General features: G+C 63.4%; 15 protein-coding genes. 10 read left to right on the forward strand and 5 right to left on the reverse strand.

The annotated features are described in order from the left end of the window. Nucleotides 1-78 precede the first annotated feature (78 nt). Nucleotides 79-3213 (forward strand): transglycosylase domain-containing protein, encoded by a 3135-nt coding sequence (locus tag LOY34_RS21385; protein WP_195884884.1) that lies wholly within the window; start codon nt 79-81, stop codon nt 3211-3213. Here the strand turns inward: LOY34_RS21385 and LOY34_RS21390 are convergent. Then, a complete protein-coding gene (locus LOY34_RS21390) occupies nt 3210-3704 on the reverse strand; it encodes a C40 family peptidase (RefSeq protein WP_123564633.1) in 495 nt (164 codons plus the stop codon). The genes LOY34_RS21385 and LOY34_RS21390 overlap by 4 nt on opposite strands. A gap of 223 nt (nt 3705-3927) precedes the next feature. On the opposite strand from LOY34_RS21390, the gene LOY34_RS21395 reads away from it, so the two are divergent. Next, nucleotides 3928-4497, forward strand: coding sequence for a PadR family transcriptional regulator (locus tag LOY34_RS21395; RefSeq protein WP_195884885.1), 570 nt, complete (start codon nt 3928-3930; stop codon nt 4495-4497). Continuing rightward, nucleotides 4494-5261 (forward strand): siderophore-interacting protein, encoded by a 768-nt coding sequence (locus LOY34_RS21400; RefSeq protein WP_195884886.1) that lies wholly within the window; start codon nt 4494-4496, stop codon nt 5259-5261. Before LOY34_RS21395 ends, LOY34_RS21400 begins: the two co-directional genes overlap by 4 nt. Nucleotides 5262-5270: 9 nt before the next feature. Here LOY34_RS21400 and LOY34_RS21405 read toward each other — a convergent pair whose 3' ends face one another. Both LOY34_RS21405 and LOY34_RS21410 read right to left on the reverse strand, forming a co-directional pair. After that, nucleotides 5271-5924, reverse strand: coding sequence for a Pr6Pr family membrane protein (locus LOY34_RS21405; RefSeq protein WP_045197672.1), 654 nt, complete (start codon nt 5922-5924; stop codon nt 5271-5273). Between the two features lie 4 nt (nt 5925-5928). Next, nucleotides 5929-6150, reverse strand: coding sequence for a VF530 family DNA-binding protein (locus LOY34_RS21410; protein ID WP_045197670.1), 222 nt, complete (start codon nt 6148-6150; stop codon nt 5929-5931). A 197-nt stretch (nt 6151-6347) separates the two neighbouring features. On the opposite strand from LOY34_RS21410, the gene LOY34_RS21415 reads away from it, so the two are divergent. From LOY34_RS21415 to cmoB, 7 genes are all read left to right on the forward strand, one after another. After that, the gene (locus tag LOY34_RS21415) at nt 6348-8408 is read left to right on the forward strand and encodes a TonB-dependent receptor (RefSeq protein ID WP_258664011.1); all 2061 of its coding nucleotides are present in this window, start codon (nt 6348-6350) and stop codon (nt 8406-8408) included. A gap of 253 nt (nt 8409-8661) precedes the next feature. Further along, nucleotides 8662-10020 carry a carbohydrate porin gene (locus tag LOY34_RS21420; protein ID WP_045197666.1) on the forward strand — a complete coding sequence of 453 codons (1359 nt, stop codon included), beginning with the start codon at nt 8662-8664 and terminating at the stop codon, nt 10018-10020. 30 nt (nt 10021-10050) lie between these two features. Next, nucleotides 10051-12459, forward strand: a complete 2409-nt coding sequence (locus tag LOY34_RS21425) for a glucose/quinate/shikimate family membrane-bound PQQ-dependent dehydrogenase (protein WP_195884888.1) — start codon at nt 10051-10053, stop codon at nt 12457-12459. A 128-nt stretch (nt 12460-12587) separates the two neighbouring features. Continuing rightward, nucleotides 12588-15008 carry an endopeptidase La gene (lon, locus tag LOY34_RS21430; RefSeq protein ID WP_045197662.1) on the forward strand — a complete coding sequence of 807 codons (2421 nt, stop codon included), beginning with the start codon at nt 12588-12590 and terminating at the stop codon, nt 15006-15008. 96 nt (nt 15009-15104) lie between these two features. After that, on the forward strand, nt 15105-15497 hold the full coding sequence (locus tag LOY34_RS21435) for a protease inhibitor I42 family protein (protein ID WP_123564641.1): 393 nt from the start codon (nt 15105-15107) through the stop codon (nt 15495-15497). An 85-nt stretch (nt 15498-15582) separates the two neighbouring features. After that, the gene (cmoA, locus tag LOY34_RS21440) at nt 15583-16326 is read left to right on the forward strand and encodes a carboxy-S-adenosyl-L-methionine synthase CmoA (RefSeq protein ID WP_258664013.1); all 744 of its coding nucleotides are present in this window, start codon (nt 15583-15585) and stop codon (nt 16324-16326) included. Then, nucleotides 16323-17279 (forward strand): tRNA 5-methoxyuridine(34)/uridine 5-oxyacetic acid(34) synthase CmoB, encoded by a 957-nt coding sequence (gene cmoB, locus LOY34_RS21445; protein ID WP_195884890.1) that lies wholly within the window; start codon nt 16323-16325, stop codon nt 17277-17279. The genes cmoA and cmoB overlap by 4 nt, the downstream gene beginning before the upstream one ends. A 73-nt stretch (nt 17280-17352) precedes the next feature. Here the strand turns inward: cmoB and LOY34_RS21450 are convergent, their stop codons facing one another. Together LOY34_RS21450 and LOY34_RS21455 are read right to left on the reverse strand one after the other, a co-directional pair. Further along, nucleotides 17353-17550, reverse strand: coding sequence for a hypothetical protein (locus LOY34_RS21450; protein ID WP_045197655.1), 198 nt, complete (start codon nt 17548-17550; stop codon nt 17353-17355). Between the two features lie 98 nt (nt 17551-17648). Then, nucleotides 17649-18977 carry an OprD family porin gene (locus LOY34_RS21455; protein ID WP_093380064.1) on the reverse strand — a complete coding sequence of 443 codons (1329 nt, stop codon included), beginning with the start codon at nt 18975-18977 and terminating at the stop codon, nt 17649-17651. Nucleotides 18978-19059 lie beyond the last annotated feature (82 nt).

Below are 19059 nucleotides of genomic sequence, written 5' to 3' on the forward strand. Positions count from 1 at the left end.
TACAAATTTTTCACCAAACCCGGCCACCGTCTAAGCTTCAGGCAAGCAAGACGAAAATACGTAGCCGGGCTGAAGACTATGGGCGCATTGTGGCAATCGGAACCGAACAGTACGGAAGCTCCCTCTGAACACCTCGAACCTTCGCCATCGCCGAAAAGCCCACGCCAGCGCCGCCTCTGGTGGCGGCTGTTCTGGTTGGTACTGCTGCTTGCCCTGATCGCCCTGGGCTATGCCGCCTCCGAAGAAATGCGCACTTCGCGCCTGCAGGCGCGAGAATTCAGCCAGTTCGCCGCGACCCTCAGTTATTCCATGCAACCCGGCCCCAGCGATGCCATTCGCTACCCTGGCGACGGCCCGTTCGACAAGCGCCTGGGCTACAGCTCGCTGGGGGAGTTCCTGCCGCGCCTGCTCAAGCGGGACTACGTCATCAATGAACAGACGCGTTTTTCGCCCGCATTGATGGACTACGTCGATCATGGCTTTTTCGTGCCTTATGCCGAGAAGATTCAGGCAGGCCTGTCGATTACCGACTGCAAGGGCGACGCCCTGTACCAGTTTCATTACCCGCAGCACCTGTACCCCGACTTCGCCTCGATCCCGCCGGTCATCGTCCACAGCCTGCTGTTCATCGAGAACCGCGACCTGCTCGACCCCGACGACCCACTGAACAACCCCGCCGTGGACTGGCCGCGCTTCGCCAAAGCGGCCTACACCCAGGTGGCCAAGTACCTGGCCCTGCCCGGCCAGTCGGCAGGCGGCAGTACCCTGGCGACCCAGCTGGAAAAATACCGGCATTCGCCCGACGGCCTGACCGCCTCGGGCAGCGAGAAGATTCGCCAGATGATTTCCGCCAGCGTGCGCGCTTATCAGGATGGCCCGCAGACCCTGGAAGCCCGCCAGCGCATCGTCCGTGATTACCTCAATAGCGTGCCGCTGTCGGCGGTTCCCGGGCATGGTGAAGTACATGGCATGGCCGAAGGCTTGCGGGTCTGGTACGGCGCCGACTTCGCCCAGGTCAACCAGGCCCTGTCGTCCACCGACACCGACCCGGCCAGCCTCGCCGCCCGTGGCCTGGCCCTGCGCCAGGTGCTGTCGCTGATGATCGCTCAACGCCGGCCCTCGCACTTTTTGTCCAAGGGCCGGGCGGAACTGGCGTTGCTGACCGACAGCCACATCCGCATCCTCGCGGCCAGCAACATCATCGACAAGCCGCTGGCGGACGCCGCCCTGGCCAGCAAGGCCATCTACCGCGACTGGGTGGCCCAGCCGACCATTCAGCCAATCGTCACCAACAAAGGCATCAGCGTTGCCCGCAGCCGGCTGTCTTCGGCCCTCGGCCGGCCACTGTACGACCTCGACCGTCTCGACCTGTCGGCCACCAGCACCCTGCAGTCGGATTTGCAGGGCCAGGTCAGCCAGTACCTCAAGGACCTCGCCGACCCGGCCTTTGCGGAAAAAATGGGCCTGTTCGGCGAACGCCTGCTGACCCCGACCAGTACCACCCAGGTGCGCTATAGCTTCACCCTGCTCGAACGCACCGCCGACGGCTCAAGGGTGCGGGTGCAGACCGACAGCACCGACCAGCCGTTCGACATCAACGAAGGCAGCAAGCTCGAGCTGGGCTCGACCGCCAAGCTGCGGGTGCTGACCAGCTACCTGGAAATCATCGGCGAACTGCACGACAAGTACGCCAACACCCCGGCTGCGGAGCTGAAAAAAGTCCCGGTGGCGGAACTGGACTTCATTACCCGCTGGGCCATCGACTACCTGATCCAGAACAAGGACCGCGACCTCAGCGCCATGCTCAACGCCGCCCTTGAGCGCAAGTACTCCGCCAGCCCCGGCGAAGCCTTCTTCACTGGCGGCGGCCTGCATGTGTTCAACAACTTTCGCAAGGAAGACAACGGCCGTATCCCTACCCTCAAAGACGCCTTGCGCGAGTCGATCAACCTGCCGTTCATTCGCCTGATGCGCGACCTGGTGCGCTACAGCACCTACCAGCAGCCGGGCAACAGCGCCAGCCTGCTCAAGGACGATGCCGAGCCGCGCCGCCAGGAGTACCTGGCACGCTTTGCCGACAAGGAAGGCACCGATTACATGCGCAGGTTCTGGAAGAAGTACCAGCGCAAGACGTCGCAGCAGCGCCTGGATACCTTCCTCGACAGCCTGCGGGTCACCCCGATCCGCCTGGCCGCAGTGCACCGCTACCTGTTTCCCGAGGCTGACCAGGCGACTTTCAACGCGTTCGTCCAGGCGCACCTGAAAAAGGACCGGGTCGAGAACAAGACCCCGGCGACCAAGCAGAACACCGTCACCGAGAAACGCCTGCAAGAGCTGTACGAAGCCTACCGCCCGGGCGCCTACGACCTGCCCGACCAGGGCTTTATCGCCAAGGTCCATCCACTGGACCTGTGGCTGCTTGGCTACCTGCTCCAGCACCCCAGCGCCACCTTCCAGGAGGCGGCTGAGGCCGGTCACTTCGAGCGTCAGGAAGTCTATGGCTGGCTGTTCAAGAGCCGGCACAAGGGCGCACGCGACAGCCGTATCCGCACCCTGGTGGAAATCGAAGCCTTCCTCGATATTCATCAACGCTGGAAACGTGTCGGCTACCCGTTCGACCACCTGGTGCCGTCGCTGGCCACCGCCATCGGCAGCTCCGGCGACCGTCCGGCAGCCCTGGCCGAGCTGATCGGGATCATCCAGAACGATGGCGTACGCCTGCCGGTGCTGCGCATCGACACCCTGCACTTCGCCGCCGACACCCCGTATGAAACCCGCCTGACCAGCGACCCCGACCTCGGCCAGCGGGTGCTCTCGGTGGAAGTTGCCCGGGCCCTGCGCGGCGCCCTCTCGCAAGTGGTCGACGCCGGTACTGCGCGGCGGGTGTCGGGCAGCTTCAAACTGGCCGACGGCACCCCGCTGGTGATGGGCGGCAAGACCGGTACCGGCGATAACCGCATCGAAAGCTTCGGTGCCGGCGGGCGGCTGATCGGCTCACGCTCGCTGAACCGCACCGCGACTTTCGTGTTCTACCTCGGCGAAAACCACTTCGGCACCCTCACCGCCTTCGTACCTGGCCGTGCGGCGGAATCCTTCCGCTTTACCTCGGCCTTGCCGGTGCAGGTGCTCAAGGGCATGGCGCCAATCCTGATGCCCTACCTGGAACCAGGCAGCCACACCCTGTGCAAGCCGCCACGGATGGTCCAGCGTTAGTGGAAGCGCTTGGCGGTCGTGTAGCTTTTGGCCCAGTAACTGTTGCTCAGCGAGTCAATACGAATGTTCTTGCCGGTCCGTGGGGCGTGGATGAAACGCCCTTCGCCGATGTACAGGCCGACGTGGCCGATCCGGCCCTGGCCATTACGGTTGAAGAACACCGCGTCGCCACGTTTTAACTGGCTCTGCTTGATGGTCCGGGCACCGGACTTGAGCATCGCCGCGGTGGTACGCGGAATCCTGATATCGGCCTCGTGACGGAACAGGTAGACCAGCAGGCCGCTGCAATCAAACCCGCCCTTGACCGACATGCCGCCCCAGCGGTACGGCACGCCGATCAACTCGTGTGCACGCTCGACCAGACGATCGAGGTTGGCTTCCAGCTCGTGCCGTACCGTGTGCTCGCGAGCGATTTGGGTAACGGAGAAATTGGCCTGGGCAAAAAACGACAGCCCCCAGAGCAGGCTGATGAAAAAAAATGAACGCGCCACGGTGAAATACTCACAGGTGAAGAAAACGTGGCGAATCTTAGGGGTGATTTCCGTGGGTGTAGATCAAGCCAATCTGAGGCACTTGTAGGAAAAACCTTAAGCATTCCTACACGAATTCAGCACGTCCTACGTCGATTATGAGAAATATTCTTATTCTCGCGCTTGCTTTAAGATATATCTTGAGTAATATCTGAAGATACATCTAACGCAAACGGAGATTCCCATGCGTGACCATCATCCCCACCGCGAGCATGGCGACCGACATGACGGCTTCGAACGCCGTCACGGCCGTGAACGCGGCGATCGCGGCCCCCGCGTGTTTGCCCCAGGCGACCTGAAACTGCTGTTGTTGTCGATGCTGGCCGAGCAGCCCTGCCACGGCTACGACCTGATCCGCCAGATCGAAAGCCTCTTCGATGGCAGCTACAGCCCCAGCCCCGGGGTGATCTACCCGACCTTGAATTTTCTCGAAGAAGCCGAGCTGATCAGCGGCCAGACCCAGGGCAGCAAGCGCCTCTACGGCATTACCGCAGCCGGGGAGAAATCCCTGGCCGACCAGGCCATCGCCCTGGACGGGGTGCGCATGCGCATTGAAGTCAGCAAGCGTTCGCTGCGCGGCCACGACCGCCCGGCCGAGATCCACGAAGCGGTCCACAACCTGCGCCATGCCCTGCAGATGCACAGCGGGCGCTGGAACCCGGCAGAAATCGAGCGGGTCCGCACCCTGCTCAACGACACCGCCAAAGCCATCGTCGCAGGGCCCATTGCGACCTCAACGGAGCAAACCGAATGACTGTTAGCGAAAACGCCACCATTCACCGCGTCAACCACGAGATCAAGCACCGCCGCCTGAACGTGCTGCGGGTCACCGAGCTGACCCCGCGCATGCGCCGCATCACCCTCGGCGGGCCAGAACTGCAGGGCTTTACCAGCGTTGGCAGCGACGATCACGTCAAACTGATGTTCGCCTGCTCGGCAGAAGAACAGGCCGTGCTCGACAACCTCGACTTCAGCCGCGACGGCCTGCGCCCGACCATGCGCGAGTACACGCCGCGGCGCATCGACCTGGCCAGCGGCGAGATGGACATCGACTTTGTCCTGCACGGCGACGGCCCTGCTTCGACCTGGGCGGCCCAGGCGCAAGTCGGCCAAGTGCTCAACATGGCCGGGCCACGGGCCTCGCTGGTGGTCCCGGATATCTTCGACAGCTACCTGCTGGTCGGTGACGAAACCGCGATCCCGGCCATCGCCCGGCGCCTGGAAGAACTGCCGGCCGGCCGCAAGGTGCTGGCAGTGATCGAGATCGAGAATGCCCAGGAACAACAAGCACTGGCCAGCGCCGCGCAGGTCGAAGTGATCTGGGTTCTGCGCCAGCAGCAGGATCTGCTTGAAGTGGTGAAGGATCTGTCCTTGCCAAGCGGTCAGTTGTATACCTGGGTAGCCTTGGAAAAATCGCTGATGCGTAAGGCCAAGCGCCTGCTGATCGATGACAAGGGCGTCAAGGAAGACCTGATCAAAGCCGCCTCGTACTGGCAGCTCGACCCGCACGACGACTGAACGGCTGCCTCAGGGTTGCGTCCTGGCCTTGGCCAGGCGCCCGCCCTGCCAATGATCGAGGCCGAGCAACAGCAGACTGATGGCGACAAACCCGGCGAGAATCGCCAGCGCATTGAGCAGCACCTGGCCATAGCCCAGTTCGGCCACATCGATGAACGGATAGGGATAGACACCTATCACATGCCCGCGCAGCAGTGCGTAGGCAAAATACCCCAGCGGATACAGCAGCCAGGCCAGCAAATGCCTGAAACGCAGGCTGCCCTTCTCCACACAGCACCACCAATAGACCACGAACAGCAGCGGCATGACATCGTGCAGCAGCTCGTCCGCCAGCCATTGCCAACCTTGCGGGTGCCACAGGTGCCGCAGCAACAGGCTATAGGCCAGGCCCACGAGGATAATGCTCGCGGCAATCCCGGAACTGACCCAGGGCGCGAGGAAGAACCGTCGCAGCGCCGACTCGCGGCCGAATGCCGCGTGGCTCAGCACCACCGCGACCAGGGTGTTGCTGAGCACGGTGAAAAAACTGAACAAGGTCACCAGGCCGCCCAGCAGGCTCGCCTGCTCCTGCCAGCGTGCCAGCAACAGCAGGTACATCTGGATTGCCAGCGCGCTCCAGCCCAGGCACGCAGCCAGGGCAATCAACTGCCTGCGCCGGCTCACCGGCTCAGCGGCCGCGCTGCATTTTCAGGTACAGGCGCTCGACTTTCTCGCGGGCCCAGGGGGTCTTGCGCAAGAAGGTCAGGCTCGACTTGATGCTCGGGTCGCTCTTGAAGCAGCGGATATCAATGCGCTCAGCCAGGCCGTCCCATTGGTACTTCGCGACCAGCGCGGTAAGGATCTGCTCCAGGGTCACGCCATGCAGCGGGTTTTGATTAGCGGCGGTCATGCCTGTGCTCCAGCCAACGAAAGGTGCGCACCTTAGCCGAGGCACGGCTGCAAGTCTTCAGACTTTTCGCATCCCAGGTGCTGCTAACAGACATTCTAGTGTGGGCAAAGGCTCTAGCCAGCGCTTGAGCGTTTTATCTTTAATGGTAATGTTATATTGTATCAACACTATAACACTGCCAAGGACCCCTTCCCTCCATGCGTCACTTACCCCTGCGCCTCTCTCCCCTTGCCGCTGCGCTCTGGCTCGCGTCCCCCGTGAGCCAGGCTGTCGAACTGCAACCCCAGGTGATCACCGCCAACCCGCTGGGCAACAGCGAGCTGGCTGCGCCCAACACTGTGCTCGATGGCGACGACCTGGCCCTGCAACAAAAAGGCAGCCTCGGCCAGACCCTCAACAACCAGCCCGGCGTCGCCTCGACCTGGTTCGGCCCCGGTGCCAGCCGCCCGGTGATCCGCGGCCTGGACGGCGACCGGATCCGCATCCTGCGCAACGGCGTTGGCGCCCTGGATGCCTCGTCGCTGTCCTATGACCACGCCGTGCCGCTGGACCCGGCCACCGTCGAGCGTATCGAAATCGTCCGCGGCCCGGCTGCCCTGCTCTACGGCGGCAACGCCATCGGCGGGGTGGTCAACAGCTTCGACAACCGCATTCCGACTTCGCCCATCGACGGCATTCACGGCGCCGGCGAGTTGCGCTATGGCGGCGCCGACACCACCCGCAGCAGCGCCGGCAAACTGGAGGCTGGTGATGGCCGCTTCGCCCTGCACCTGGACGCCAACAGCCGCCAGTTCAATGACCTGCGCATCCCAGGCTACGCCCGCAGCTCGAAAGTGCGCGACGCCGACGAACCGGGCAGCAAGCATCGCCTGGAAAACAGCGACGGTCGCCAGGACGGCGGTGCCGTTGGCGGTTCCTACCATTGGGACCACGGCTATGCCGGCCTTTCCTACAGCCGTTATGACTCCAACTACGGCTCGGTGGCCGAACCGGGCGTGCGCCTGGACATGCAGCAGGATCATTACGGCTTCGCCTCGGAGTTGCGCGACCTCGACGGCCCGTTCAGCTCGGTGAAGGTCGACCTTGGCTATACCGACTACCAGCACCGCGAGCTGGAAAGCGGCGAGGTGCACACCACCTTCAAGAACAAAGGCTACGAGGCGCGGGTCGAGGCGCGGCATCAGCCACTGGGGCCGGTCGAAGGGGTGATTGGCGCCCAGGTCAGCCGCAACGAGTTCTCCGCCCTCGGCGAAGAAGCCTTCGTGCCGCACACCGACACCAACAGCCTGGCGCTGTTCATGCTCGAGCAGTGGCAAGCCACCGAACGCCTGAACCTGAGCCTCGGCGGGCGCCTGGAGCACACCCGGGTCGAACCCGACAGCAAGGGCAGCGAACGTTTTGCCGAGGCTGATCGTTCAAGCAGTTTCACCGCCGCCAGCCTGTCCTCCGGCGCGGTCTACGAGCTGACCCCGGTGTGGTCCCTGGCCGCGACCCTGGGCTACACCGAGCGTGCTCCGACCTTCTACGAGCTGTACGCCAACGGCGCCCACGTCGCCACCGGCACCTACGAGGTCGGTGACCCGAACCTGAGCAAGGAAAAAGCCATCTCCAGCGACCTGGCCCTGCGCTTCGACAACGGCACGCACAAGGGCAGCGTCGGTGTGTTCTACAGCCACTTTCGCAATTACATCGGCCTGCTGGCCAGCGGCAACCTGCGCGAAGGCCACGACCACGACCATGATCACGGCGATGAAGACCACGATCACGACCATGATCATGACCACGGCGGCGATGTACCCGAATACCTCTACCACGGGGTTCGCGCGCGCTTCTACGGCATCGAGGCCCAGGACCGCTGGCAACTGGCGCAGAACCGTTATGGCAGCTTTGCCCTGGAGCTGTCCGGCGACTATACCCGGGCCAAGAACCTCGACACTGGCGAAGACCTGCCACGCATCGCCCCGCTGCGCCTGAACAGCGGCCTGTTGTGGGAACTGGATCGCTGGCAGGCGCGGGTGGACGTGCAGCACGCCAGCGCCCAGCACAAGAAACCGGCCAACGAGACCAGCACCGACGGCTACACCACCCTCGGCGCCAGCGTCGGCTACCGCTTCGATATCGGCCAGAGCCAGTGGCTGGCCTTCGTCCGGGGCGAGAACCTGACCGACCAGACCGTGCGCTACTCAAGTTCGATCCTGCGTGACATCGCCCCGGCACCAGGGCGCAGTGTCGAAGTCGGCTTGCGTACCACCTTCTAAAGCAATAGCCCCCTGTGGGCGCCGGCCTTGCTGGCTCCCACAGCGGATAAGAGTCGCCTGCCTCAACCGCACTGTTACCAATCCGGCAACGGTGCCTCTTGCTGAATTGACTTTTTTTCTTACAAGTTCAGCTATATCCTCCCCGCCGCAAGCTGAACCGCTTCAGTCTATTTCCCTGCAGCTTTATCGCCGATGATCCTCGGAACTCGGTGGCCTTGCCGTTTTTTCAATAATCAAAAGATAGCGCTATCTCATGCCTCAGAACGATCGTTTCCGCTTTTCCCCCGCCACCCGGACACTGCTTTCGGGTCTGGCCATCGCCAGCCTCGCGCCTTGCGCCCAGGCCGCGGCGATGTTCGCCAGTGACTCGCCATGGATGCTTGGCGATTGGGGCGGCACCCGCACGGAGCTGGCTGAACGCGGCTACGACTTCACCCTCGGTTATACCGGCGAGATGGGCGCCAACCTGCACGGCGGCCATGACAACGACAAGACCGCGCGCTACAGCGACCAGTTCGCCCTCGGCACCCACCTGGACCTGCAGAAGATCCTTGGCTGGCATGATGCCGAGTTCCAGCTGACGGTCACCGAGCGTCACGGCAACAACATCAGCAATGACCGCATCAACGACCCACGCGTCGGTGGCTTTACCTCGGCCCAGGAAGTCTGGGGCCGCGGCCAGACCTGGCGGCTGACGCAGATGTGGATCAAGCAGAAATACTTCGACGGCGCGCTGGATGTGAAATTCGGCCGCTTCGGCCAGGGCGAGGACTTCAACAGCTTCCCGTGCGACTTCCAGAACCTGGCGTTCTGCGGCTCGCAGGTGGGCAACTGGGTCGGCGACATCTGGTACAACTGGCCGGTCAGCCAGTGGGCCCTGCGGGTCAAGTACAACCTGACTCCCGAGCTGTACGCACAAATCGGCGCCTACGAGCAGAACCCTTCCAACCTCGATCGCGGCAACGGCTTCAAGCTCAGCGGCAGCGGCACCCAGGGCGCGGTGATTCCGGTCGAACTGGTGTGGAGCCCGGCGGTCAATGGCCTGAAAGGGGAATATCGCGCCGGTTACTACTACAGTAATGCCAAGGCAAGCGATGTCTACAAGGACAGCAACGATCAACCGGCAGCACTGAGCGGCCAGGCTTACCGCAGCAGTTCGAGCAAGCACGGCTTCTGGCTCGGTGCCCAGCAACAGGTGACGTCGCTGGCATCTGACCATTCGCGTGGTTTGAGCGTATTCGCCAACGCCACGCTGCACGACAAGAAGACCAATGCCATCGACAACTATGTTCAGGCAGGTGTGGTGTACAAGGGGCCCTTCGATGCCCGCGCCAAGGACGACATCGGTTTCGCCCTGGCACGCGTGCACGTCAACCCTGCCTACCGCAAGAACGCCCAGGCCATCAACCAGGCCCGCGACGTCAGCGACTTCAACGACTCCCTGTTCCGTCCGATCCAGGACACCGAATACAGCGCCGAGCTGTACTACGGCATCCACCTGGCCGACTGGCTGACCGTGCGCCCGAACCTGCAGTACATCCGCCACCCCGGTGGCGTGAGCCAGGTCGATGACGCGCTGATCGGCGGGATCAAGATCCAGAGCAGTTTCTAACCACCCTTTTCACCTAACGGAGAACACACGATGAGCACTGATGGTGCCTTGAGTAGAACCCGCTGGCTGCCGCGACTGATCGGTGTGCTGTTGTTGCTGATGGGCCTGGCCCTGCTGGCTGGCGGTATCAAACTGAGCCAGCTGGGCGGTTCGCTGTATTACCTGATCGCCGGCATCGGCTTTGCCCTGTCCGGCATCCTCTTGCTGGCCCTGCGCCGCAACGCCCTGGGCCTGTATGGCCTGGTGCTGCTCGGTAGCACGCTGTGGGCCTTGTGGGAAGTCGGCCTGGACTGGTGGCAGCTGGTGCCGCGCCTGGCCCTCTGGTTCGCCCTGGGTGTGGTGTTGCTGCTGCCGTGGGCACGCCGCCCGCTGCTGGGCAACCCGTCCAAGGTCAACAGCGGCCTGCTGAGCCTGGCCGTAGTGCTGTCGGGCGCTACTGCAGTGGCCAGCCAGTTCACCCACCCGGGTGAAATCAAGGGCGAGCTGGGCCGTGAAAGCGCCGAGATGAGCAGCACTGCGCCACAGATGCCGGATGGCGAGTGGCAGGCCTACGGCCGTACCGAATTCGGCGACCGCTACTCGCCGCTGCGCCAGATCACCCCGCAGAACGTGCACAAGCTGCAGGAAGCCTGGCGCATCCGCACTGGCGACCTGCCGACCGACAACGACCCGGTCGAGCTGACCAACCAGAACACCCCGCTGAAGGTCAACGGCAAGCTGTACGCCTGCACCGCCCACAGCAAGGTGCTGGCCCTGGACCCGGACACCGGTGCCGAAATCTGGCGTTTCGACCCGCAGATCAAGAGCCCGGTGGGCTTCAAGGGCTTCGCCCACATGACCTGCCGTGGTGTGTCGTATTACGACGAAAACAACTACGTCAACGTTGACGGCAGCCCGGCGCCGAAAATCAGCGATGCCGGCCAGGCCGTTGCCGTCGCCTGCCCGCGTCGCCTCTACCTGCCGACCGCCGACGCCCGTCTGATCGCCCTCAACGCCGACACCGGCAAGGTCTGTGAAGGTTTCGGCAACCAGGGCGTGATCGACCTGACCACCGGCATCGGCCCGTTCACCGCCGGCGGTTACTACTCCACCTCGCCTGCGGCGATCACCCGCGAACTGGTGATCATCGGCGGCCATGTCACCGACAACGAGTCGACCAACGAGCCGTCCGGGGTGATCCGCGCCTACGACGTGCACGATGGCCGCCTGGTATGGAACTGGGACAGCAACAACCCGGACGACACCGCACCATTGGCGCCGGGCAAGACCTACAGCCGCAACTCGGCGAACATGTGGTCGCTGGCCAGTGTCGACGAGAAACTGGGCATGGTCTTCCTCCCGCTGGGCAACCAGACCCCCGACCAGTGGGGCGCTGATCGCACCCCGGGCGCCGAGAAGTACAGCGCCGGTATCGTTGCGCTGGACCTTGCCAACGGCAAAGTCCGCTGGAACTACCAGTTCACCCACCACGACCTGTGGGACATGGACGTCGGCAGCCAGCCAACCCTGCTCGACCTGAAGACCGCAGACGGCATCAAACCTGCGCTGATCGCCCCGACCAAGCAAGGCAGCCTGTACGTGCTCGACCGTCGCGACGGTACGCCGATCGTGCCGATCCGCGAAATCCCTGTACCGCAAGGTGCGGTCGAAGGCGATCATACCGCGCCGACCCAGGCCCGTTCGGACCTCAACCTGCTCGGCCCGGACCTGACCGAACAGGCCATGTGGGGCGCCAGCCCGTTCGACCAGATGCTTTGCCGCATCCAGTTCCGCGAACTGCGCTACGAAGGCCAGTACACCCCGCCGTCGGTACAGGGCAGCCTGGTCTACCCGGGCAACGTCGGCGTGTTCAACTGGGGCAGCGTCTCGGTCGACCCGGTTCGCCAGTTGCTGTTCACCAGCCCCAACTACATGGCCTTCGTTTCGAAGATGGTACCGCGCGCCGAAGTCGCCGCCGGCAGCAAGCGCGAGAGCGAAACCAGCGGTGTGCAGCCGAACACCGGCGCACCCTATGCGGTGATCATGCACCCGTTCATGTCGCCACTGGGCGTACCGTGCCAGGCGCCAGCCTGGGGTTACGTGGCCGGTATCGACCTGACCACCAACCAGGTGGTGTGGAAGCATAAGAACGGCACCAGCCGCGACAGCTCGCCGATCCCGATCGGCCTGCCGATTGGCGTGCCAAGCATGGGCGGCTCGATCGTCACCGCCGGCGGCCTGGGCTTCCTCAGCGGCACCCTGGACCAGTACCTGCGTGCCTATGACAGCAACACCGGCAAAGAGCTGTGGAAATCGCGCCTGCCGGCCGGTGGCCAGGCCACGCCGATGACCTACACCGGTAAGGACGGCAAGCAGTACGTGCTGGTGACCGCCGGTGGTCACGGCTCGCTGGGTACCAAGATGGGCGATTACGTAATCGCTTACAAACTGGCTGAGTAGGCCTTAGCTGCCAGCTACAAGCTTCAAGCTGCAAGCACCGCGCTCCTCACGTGCGGCTTGTAGCTTGAAGCTTGAATCTTTGCTCCACCCGCCCCATCTAAGCACCATAGTCATTGAGCAGGTGCGCCATGAGCGATCAGCAGGATCTACCGGAACGTCCCGAGGAAAACGCCGAAGTCGAGCATCTCGAAGCCGCCGAAAACAGCGGCCATAACCTTGCTTTGCCGGGCCAACAGCTGCCGGACAAGGTCTATATCATCCCGATCCACAACCGCCCGTTCTTCCCCGCGCAAGTATTGCCGGTGATCGTCAACGAAGAACCCTGGGCCGAAACCCTGGACCTGGTCGCCAAGACCCCGCACCACTCCCTGGCTCTGTTCTTCATGGACACGCCGCCGGAAGACCACCGTCATTTCGACACCTCGGCCCTGCCGCTGTACGGCACCCTGGTCAAGGTTCACCACGCCAGCCGCGAGAACGGCAAGCTGCAGTTCGTCGCCCAGGGCCTGACCCGGGTGCGCATCCGTACCTGGCTCAAGCACCATCGCCCGCCTTACCTGGTCGAGGTCGAGTACCCGCATCAACCCAGCGAGCCGACCGACGAGGTCAAGGCCTACGGCATGGCCCTGATCAACGCGATCAAGGAGCTGCTGCCGCTCAACCCGCTGTACAGCGAAGAGCTGAAGAACTACCTCAACCGCTTCAGTCCCAACGATCCGTCGCCGCTGACCGACTTTGCCGCGGCGCTGACCTCGGCCACCGGCAATCAGCTGCAGGAAGTGCTCGACTGCGTACCGATGCTCAAGCGCATGGAAAAAGTCCTGCCGATGCTGCGTAAAGAGGTCGAAGTCGCGCACCTGCAGAACGAGATCTCCGCCGAGGTCAACCGGCAGATCGGCGAGCACCAGCGCGAGTTTTTCCTCAAGGAGCAGCTCAAGGTCATTCAGCAGGAGCTGGGCCTGACCAAAGACGACCGCAGCGCCGACCTCGAACAATTCGAGCAGCGCCTGCAAGGCAAGACCCTGCCCGCCGCCGCACAAAAGCGCATCGACGAGGAGCTGGGCAAGCTGTCGATCCTCGAGACCGGCTCGCCCGAGTACGCTGTCACCCGCAACTACCTGGACTGGGCCACCGCCCTGCCCTGGGGTGTCTACGGCAAGGACAAGCTCGACCTCAAGCACGCGCGCAAGGTGCTCGACCAGCATCACGCCGGCCTCGATGACATCAAGGAACGCATCCTCGAGTTCCTCGCCGTGGGTGCCTACAAGGGCGAGATCAGCGGCTCAATCGTGCTCTTGGTCGGCCCGCCGGGGGTTGGCAAGACCAGCATCGGCAAGTCGATTGCCGAATCCCTGGGCCGACCGTTCTACCGTTTCAGCGTCGGCGGTATGCGCGACGAGGCCGAGATCAAGGGCCATCGCCGCACCTACATCGGCGCCCAGCCGGGCAAACTGGTGCAGGCGCTAAAAGACGTCGAGGTGATGAACCCGGTGATCATGCTCGACGAGATCGACAAGATGGGCCAGAGCTACCAGGGCGACCCGGCCTCGGCGCTGCTGGAAACCCTCGACCCGGAGCAGAACGTCGACTTCCTCGACCATTACCTGGACCTGCGCCTGGACCTGTCCAAGGTGCTGTTCGTGTGCACCGCCAACACCCTCGACTCGATCCCCGGGCCGTTGCTCGACCGCATGGAAGTGATCCGCCTGTCCGGCTATATCACTGAAGAAAAACTGGCCATCGCCAAGCGCCACCTGTGGCCCAAGCAGTTGCAAAAGGCCGGGGTGGCCAAGACCAGCCTGAGCATCAGCGACAGCGCCTTGCGCACGGTGATCGAGGGTTATGCCCGCGAAGCCGGGGTACGCCAGCTGGAAAAACAGCTGGGCAAGCTGGTGCGCAAGGCCGTGGTGCAACTGCTCGAAGATCCTGAGAAAAAGATCAAGATCGGCCCCAAGGACCTCGAAACGTCACTGGGCATGCCGGTGTTTCGCAGCGAACAGGTGCTGACCGGCAAAGGCGTGATCACCGGCCTTGCCTGGACCAGCATGGGCGGCGCCACCCTGCCGATCGAGGCGACGCGCATCCACACCCTCAATCGTGGTTTCAAGCTCACCGGCCAGTTGGGTGAGGTGATGAAAGAGTCCGCTGAAATTGCCTACAGCTACGTCAGCGCCAACCTCAAGCAATATGGCGGTGATCCGAGCTTCTTCAACGAGGCCTTCATTCATCTGCACGTACCCGAAGGCGCCACGCCCAAGGACGGCCCCAGCGCCGGGGTGACCATGGCCAGCGCGCTGCTGTCGCTGGCGCGCGACCAGGCGCCGAAGAAAGGCGTGGCCATGACCGGCGAGCTGACCCTGACCGGCAAGGTCCTGCCGATTGGCGGGGTGCGCGAGAAGGTGATTGCGGCGCGGCGGCAGAAAATCTTCGAGCTGATCCTGCCGGAAGCCAACCGCGGTGATTTCGAAGAATTGCCGGATTACCTCAAGGAGGGTTTGAGCGTGCACTTCGCCAAGCGCTTCAGTGATGTAGCGAAGGTGTTGTTCTAAGCCCTTCGCGGGGCCGGCCCGCTCCTGCTGTGGAGTAGGCTTGCCCCGCGATCATCTTCGGTTATGCTGCGCTATCGTCGCCTATCCGGAGCCATCATGACTGCCGCCCGCCTGCTCGTTCCCCTGGGCCTTGCCCTGCTAGCTGCCTGCGCACAAAAACCTGTGCACAACGTCGAACTGGACAACCAGGCCGACTGCCCGCTGCAACTGCAAAACGGCCAGAACCTCACCCTGACCCTACCGAGCAACCCCAGCACCGGCTATCGCTGGCTGGTGCAGAACCCGGCCGCAGGCATCCTGCGTAGCCTCGGCCCCGAGGTCTACAGCCACCCGGAAGATGCCGGCATCGTCGGTAGCGCCGGGCAATCGGTGTGGCGTTTCCAGGCCCAGGCCGCCGGTGAAGGCCATCTGCTGTTGGTCTACCAGCAACCCTGGGCCCCGGAAGTGCGCCCGGTGCAGACCTTCGACTGCGCAATCACGGTCAAGTAGGCTGCGCTGGTCAGCGGGCCATGCATCCTGGCGCCAGTTTGGCTAAAATGCCGGCCTTTTACCGCCCAACGCCTGGATTGCCCCCGTGAGCAAAGAACCCGACCACCTTTTCGCCCAGCCCCTTGGCCAGGTGCCCGACTTCGCCTTCAACGAAGACGTGGTGCGGGTGTTCCCGGACATGATCAAGCGTTCGGTGCCCGGTTACCCGACCATTGTCGAGAACCTCGGCGTGCTCGCCGCCCAGTTTGCCCAGCCCAGCACGGCCCTGTATGACCTGGGCAGCTCGCTCGGCGCGGTGACCCAGGCGCTGCGCCGGCATGTGCGCAGCGATGGTTGCAGGGTGATTGCCATCGACAATTCGGCGGCCATGGTCGAGCGCTGCCGGCAGTACCTCAATGCCCAGGACTCGATGTTCCAGGAGCTGTTGCCGGTCGAGGTGATCGAAGGCGACATCCTTGCCCTCGAGTTCCAGCCGGCCTCGGTGGTGGCGATGAACTTCACCCTGCAGTTCATTGCCCCCGAACAACGCCTGGAGCTGCTCACACGTATTCGCCAGGCGCTGCTGCCGGGCGGTGCGCTGATCCTTTCGGAGAAGCTGCGCTTCGAAGACGCTGATGAACACGCGCTGCTCACTGACCTGCACGTGGCCTTCAAGCGCGCCAATGGCTACAGCGAACTGGAAATTGCCCAGAAGCGCAGCGCCATCGAGAACGTGATGAAGCCCGACAGCCTCGAAGAACACCGCCAGCGCCTGCTGGCGGCTGGTTTCTCCAAGGTTGTGCCCTGGTTCCAATGCCTTAACTTTGCCTCGTTGATTGCCCTGCCATGATTGATCTGTCCCCCCTGGTCCGCCGCTTGGCGGGCACCCCCCTGGCGCAATGGGCGCAAGGCCTGCAAGCGCAACTCGACGCCAAGATGGAAAAAGGTCATGGCGACCTGGAACGCTGGCAAGCGGCGCTGGATGCCTTGCCAGTGCTGGAACCCACGCGCATCGATCTGCAGAACGGCCTCAACCTCGATTGCGACTGCGACGACGACACCCGCGCGCGCATGCAGCAGGCGCTGATGGGCCTGTCGCCGTGGCGCAAGGGGCCGTTCGACCTGTTCGGCGTGCACGTCGACACCGAATGGCGCTCGGACTGGAAGTGGTCGCGCGTCGCCCCGCACCTGGACCTCAAGGGCAAGCGTGTGCTGGATGTCGGTTGCGGTAATGGTTACTACCAGTGGCGCATGCTCGGCGCCGGAGCCGAAAGCGTCATCGGCGTCGACCCCAACTGGCTGTTCTTCTGCCAGTTCCAGGCGGTGCAGCGCTACCTGCCGCAGCTGCCGGCCTGGCACCTGCCCTTCGCCCTGGAGGACCTGCCGGCCAACCTCGAAGGCTTCGACACAGTGTTCTCCATGGGCGTGTTCTACCATCGCCGCTCGCCCATCGAGCACCTGCTGGCGCTCAAGGACTGCCTGGTCAAGGGCGGTGAACTGGTGCTGGAAACCCTGGTGATCGAAGGTGACGAAAACCAGGTGCTGGTGCCGGAAGACCGCTACGCGCAAATGCGCAACGTCTGGTTCCTGCCGTCGGTACCGGCCCTGGAGCGCTGGTTGCGCCGCGCCGGTTTCAGCGATGTGCGCTGCGTCGATGTCAGCACCACCAGCATCGAAGAACAACGCAGCACCGAGTGGATGCGCTACCAGTCGCTCAGCGACTTCCTCGACCCCGACGACCACAGCCGCACCATCGAAGGCCTGCCAGCGCCGCGCCGCGCCGTACTGGTGGCACGCAAATAAAACAGGCGCCCGTAACGGGCGCCGAAGATTCACCTTTTCCAAAGGAGCTGGGGAGCTTCCAAGGTGAACGGAGCTACTCTTTGGCGACCTGCTTCTGTTTGCTCTCACGCTCGGACTCGGCCACGGCCTGGTCCTTCTTGCCGTGAATCTGCTCCTGGCTGAGGCGGAAGTTTTCCCAGAACTGCCTGGAACGCTCCGCCCCGCCTTCGGCCAGTGCCGCGCTACTGCCCAGGGCCAATACGGCCATCAGCACATACTTGTTCAGGCTCATGTTGCTCACCTCGTGATTGAATTTCAGGACAGTTCAATCTTACGGGGGGCAAGCTAACGCCAAGGTGAGGCGGACATTACAGTGCTGCAAGATTCGCCTTACAGCACGCTCAGCGGATACTCGACAATCAGACGCACCTCATCGAGGTCCGATTCGAATGCCGTGGCCCGGGTCGTGGCCTGGCGCACGCGCAGCGACAGGTCCTTGAGGCTGCCGGACTGCACCACATACTTCGCCTCGATATCGCGCTCCCAGCGCTTCTGCCCGGTCAGCGGGTTGCCCTCGGCATCGCGGCGCATGTACACGCCGTTGGCATCGGAGTAATCAATGCCGCTGCCGCGCCCGTAGCGGCTCATGAACGACAGGCCCGGCACGCCATAGGCGGCCATGTCGAGGTCGTAACGGAGCATCCACGAGCGCTCTTTCGGCGAGTTGAAGTCGCTGTACTGGATCGAGTTGTCGAGGTAGATCGAGTCGGACTGGCGCAGGTAGTCAAAATCGTTGTCACCCTGGTTGCGCTGGTGCGACAAGGCCAAGGTGTGGGCGCCGTAGCTGACGCCGACGCGGGCGCTCCAGATGTCGTTGTCGAACGTGCCGAGCAGTTGCTGGCCCTCATCCTTGGCCTTGTAGTAGTTGAAGCTGGTGAAGCCGGTGAGGTCGCGGGTGATCGGGTACTTGTAGCTGACTCCGGCGTAGTACTGGTCCCAGGCGTCCTTCAGACGGCTGCTGTAGAGGCTCAGGCTGAGGTTGTCGGTGGCCTGGTAATCGCCGCCGAAATAGCCCAGCCAGGGCGAATCCACGGGGCCGGCGTAGAAAGTCACGAAACCGTCGCGGTTGTTGCTCGACAGCGGCTGGCTCATGGCATGCAGGCGCCCGCCCTGCACTTTCAGGCCGGCCAGGCTGGTGTTCTCCAGGGTCCAGCCGGTGAAGCTTTCCGGCAACAGCCGCGAGTCGCCGAAATGCACCACCGGGGTGGTCGGGAACACGTCGCCGAACTTGAGCTCGGTGTCGAACAAGCGCGCCTTGATCGCGCCACCGAGCTTGCTGAAGTTGCTGGCGGTATCGCCATTGCGGTCCACCGGCAGCATGTCGAACGAACTGCGCCCGCCGCTGCGGCCATCGCCGCTGTCGAGCTTGAGGGCGAGCATGGCATGGGCATCCAGGCCAAAGCCGACCGTGCCCTCGGTGTAACCTGACTCGAAGCGGGCGATAAAGGCCTGGGCCCAGGCTTCGGCGTAACCGGCCTTGCCGGTAGGCGATTGCTCACCGTTACGGTAGTCGCGGTTGAAATAGAAGTTACGGCTGAGCACCGTCAGGCTGCTGTCTTCGACAAAGCCTCCGCCTGCGGGCTGGCTGACGGCATTGGCGGTCGCACAACTGGCCAGGGCCAGGGCGCCGGTAAAACAGGCTGTGGATTTGTTCCCCATCTTCAACTCCTGATTATTGGCAGAGATACGCAAGGCGCCCGCAATGCGGGCGCCATGGGTATCCTGACAAGAGCTGAATAAC

Origin of the sequence: Pseudomonas sp. B21-009, from assembly GCF_024749345.1 — a bacterium.
In the GTDB taxonomy this organism is placed as follows: Bacteria; Pseudomonadota; Gammaproteobacteria; order Pseudomonadales; family Pseudomonadaceae; genus Aquipseudomonas.

Excerpts from the sequence above, each read along its gene's own strand:
- LOY34_RS21385 (WP_195884884.1), top strand. The coding sequence starts at position 79 with ATGGGCGCATTGTGGCAATCGGAACCGAACAGTACGGAAGCTCCCTCT.
- LOY34_RS21395 (WP_195884885.1), top strand. The coding sequence starts at position 3,928 with ATGCGTGACCATCATCCCCACCGCGAGCATGGCGACCGACATGACGGC.
- LOY34_RS21400 (WP_195884886.1), top strand. The coding sequence starts at position 4,494 with ATGACTGTTAGCGAAAACGCCACCATTCACCGCGTCAACCACGAGATC.
- LOY34_RS21410 (WP_045197670.1), bottom strand. The coding sequence starts at position 6,150 with ATGACCGCCGCTAATCAAAACCCGCTGCATGGCGTGACCCTGGAGCAG.
- LOY34_RS21415 (WP_258664011.1), top strand. The coding sequence starts at position 6,348 with ATGCGTCACTTACCCCTGCGCCTCTCTCCCCTTGCCGCTGCGCTCTGG.
- LOY34_RS21420 (WP_045197666.1), top strand. The coding sequence starts at position 8,662 with ATGCCTCAGAACGATCGTTTCCGCTTTTCCCCCGCCACCCGGACACTG.
- LOY34_RS21425 (WP_195884888.1), top strand. The coding sequence starts at position 10,051 with ATGAGCACTGATGGTGCCTTGAGTAGAACCCGCTGGCTGCCGCGACTG.
- lon (WP_045197662.1), top strand. The coding sequence starts at position 12,588 with ATGAGCGATCAGCAGGATCTACCGGAACGTCCCGAGGAAAACGCCGAA.
- LOY34_RS21435 (WP_123564641.1), top strand. The coding sequence starts at position 15,105 with ATGACTGCCGCCCGCCTGCTCGTTCCCCTGGGCCTTGCCCTGCTAGCT.
- cmoB (WP_195884890.1), top strand. The coding sequence starts at position 16,323 with ATGATTGATCTGTCCCCCCTGGTCCGCCGCTTGGCGGGCACCCCCCTG.
- LOY34_RS21450 (WP_045197655.1), bottom strand. The coding sequence starts at position 17,550 with ATGAGCCTGAACAAGTATGTGCTGATGGCCGTATTGGCCCTGGGCAGT.
- LOY34_RS21455 (WP_093380064.1), bottom strand. The coding sequence starts at position 18,977 with ATGGGGAACAAATCCACAGCCTGTTTTACCGGCGCCCTGGCCCTGGCC.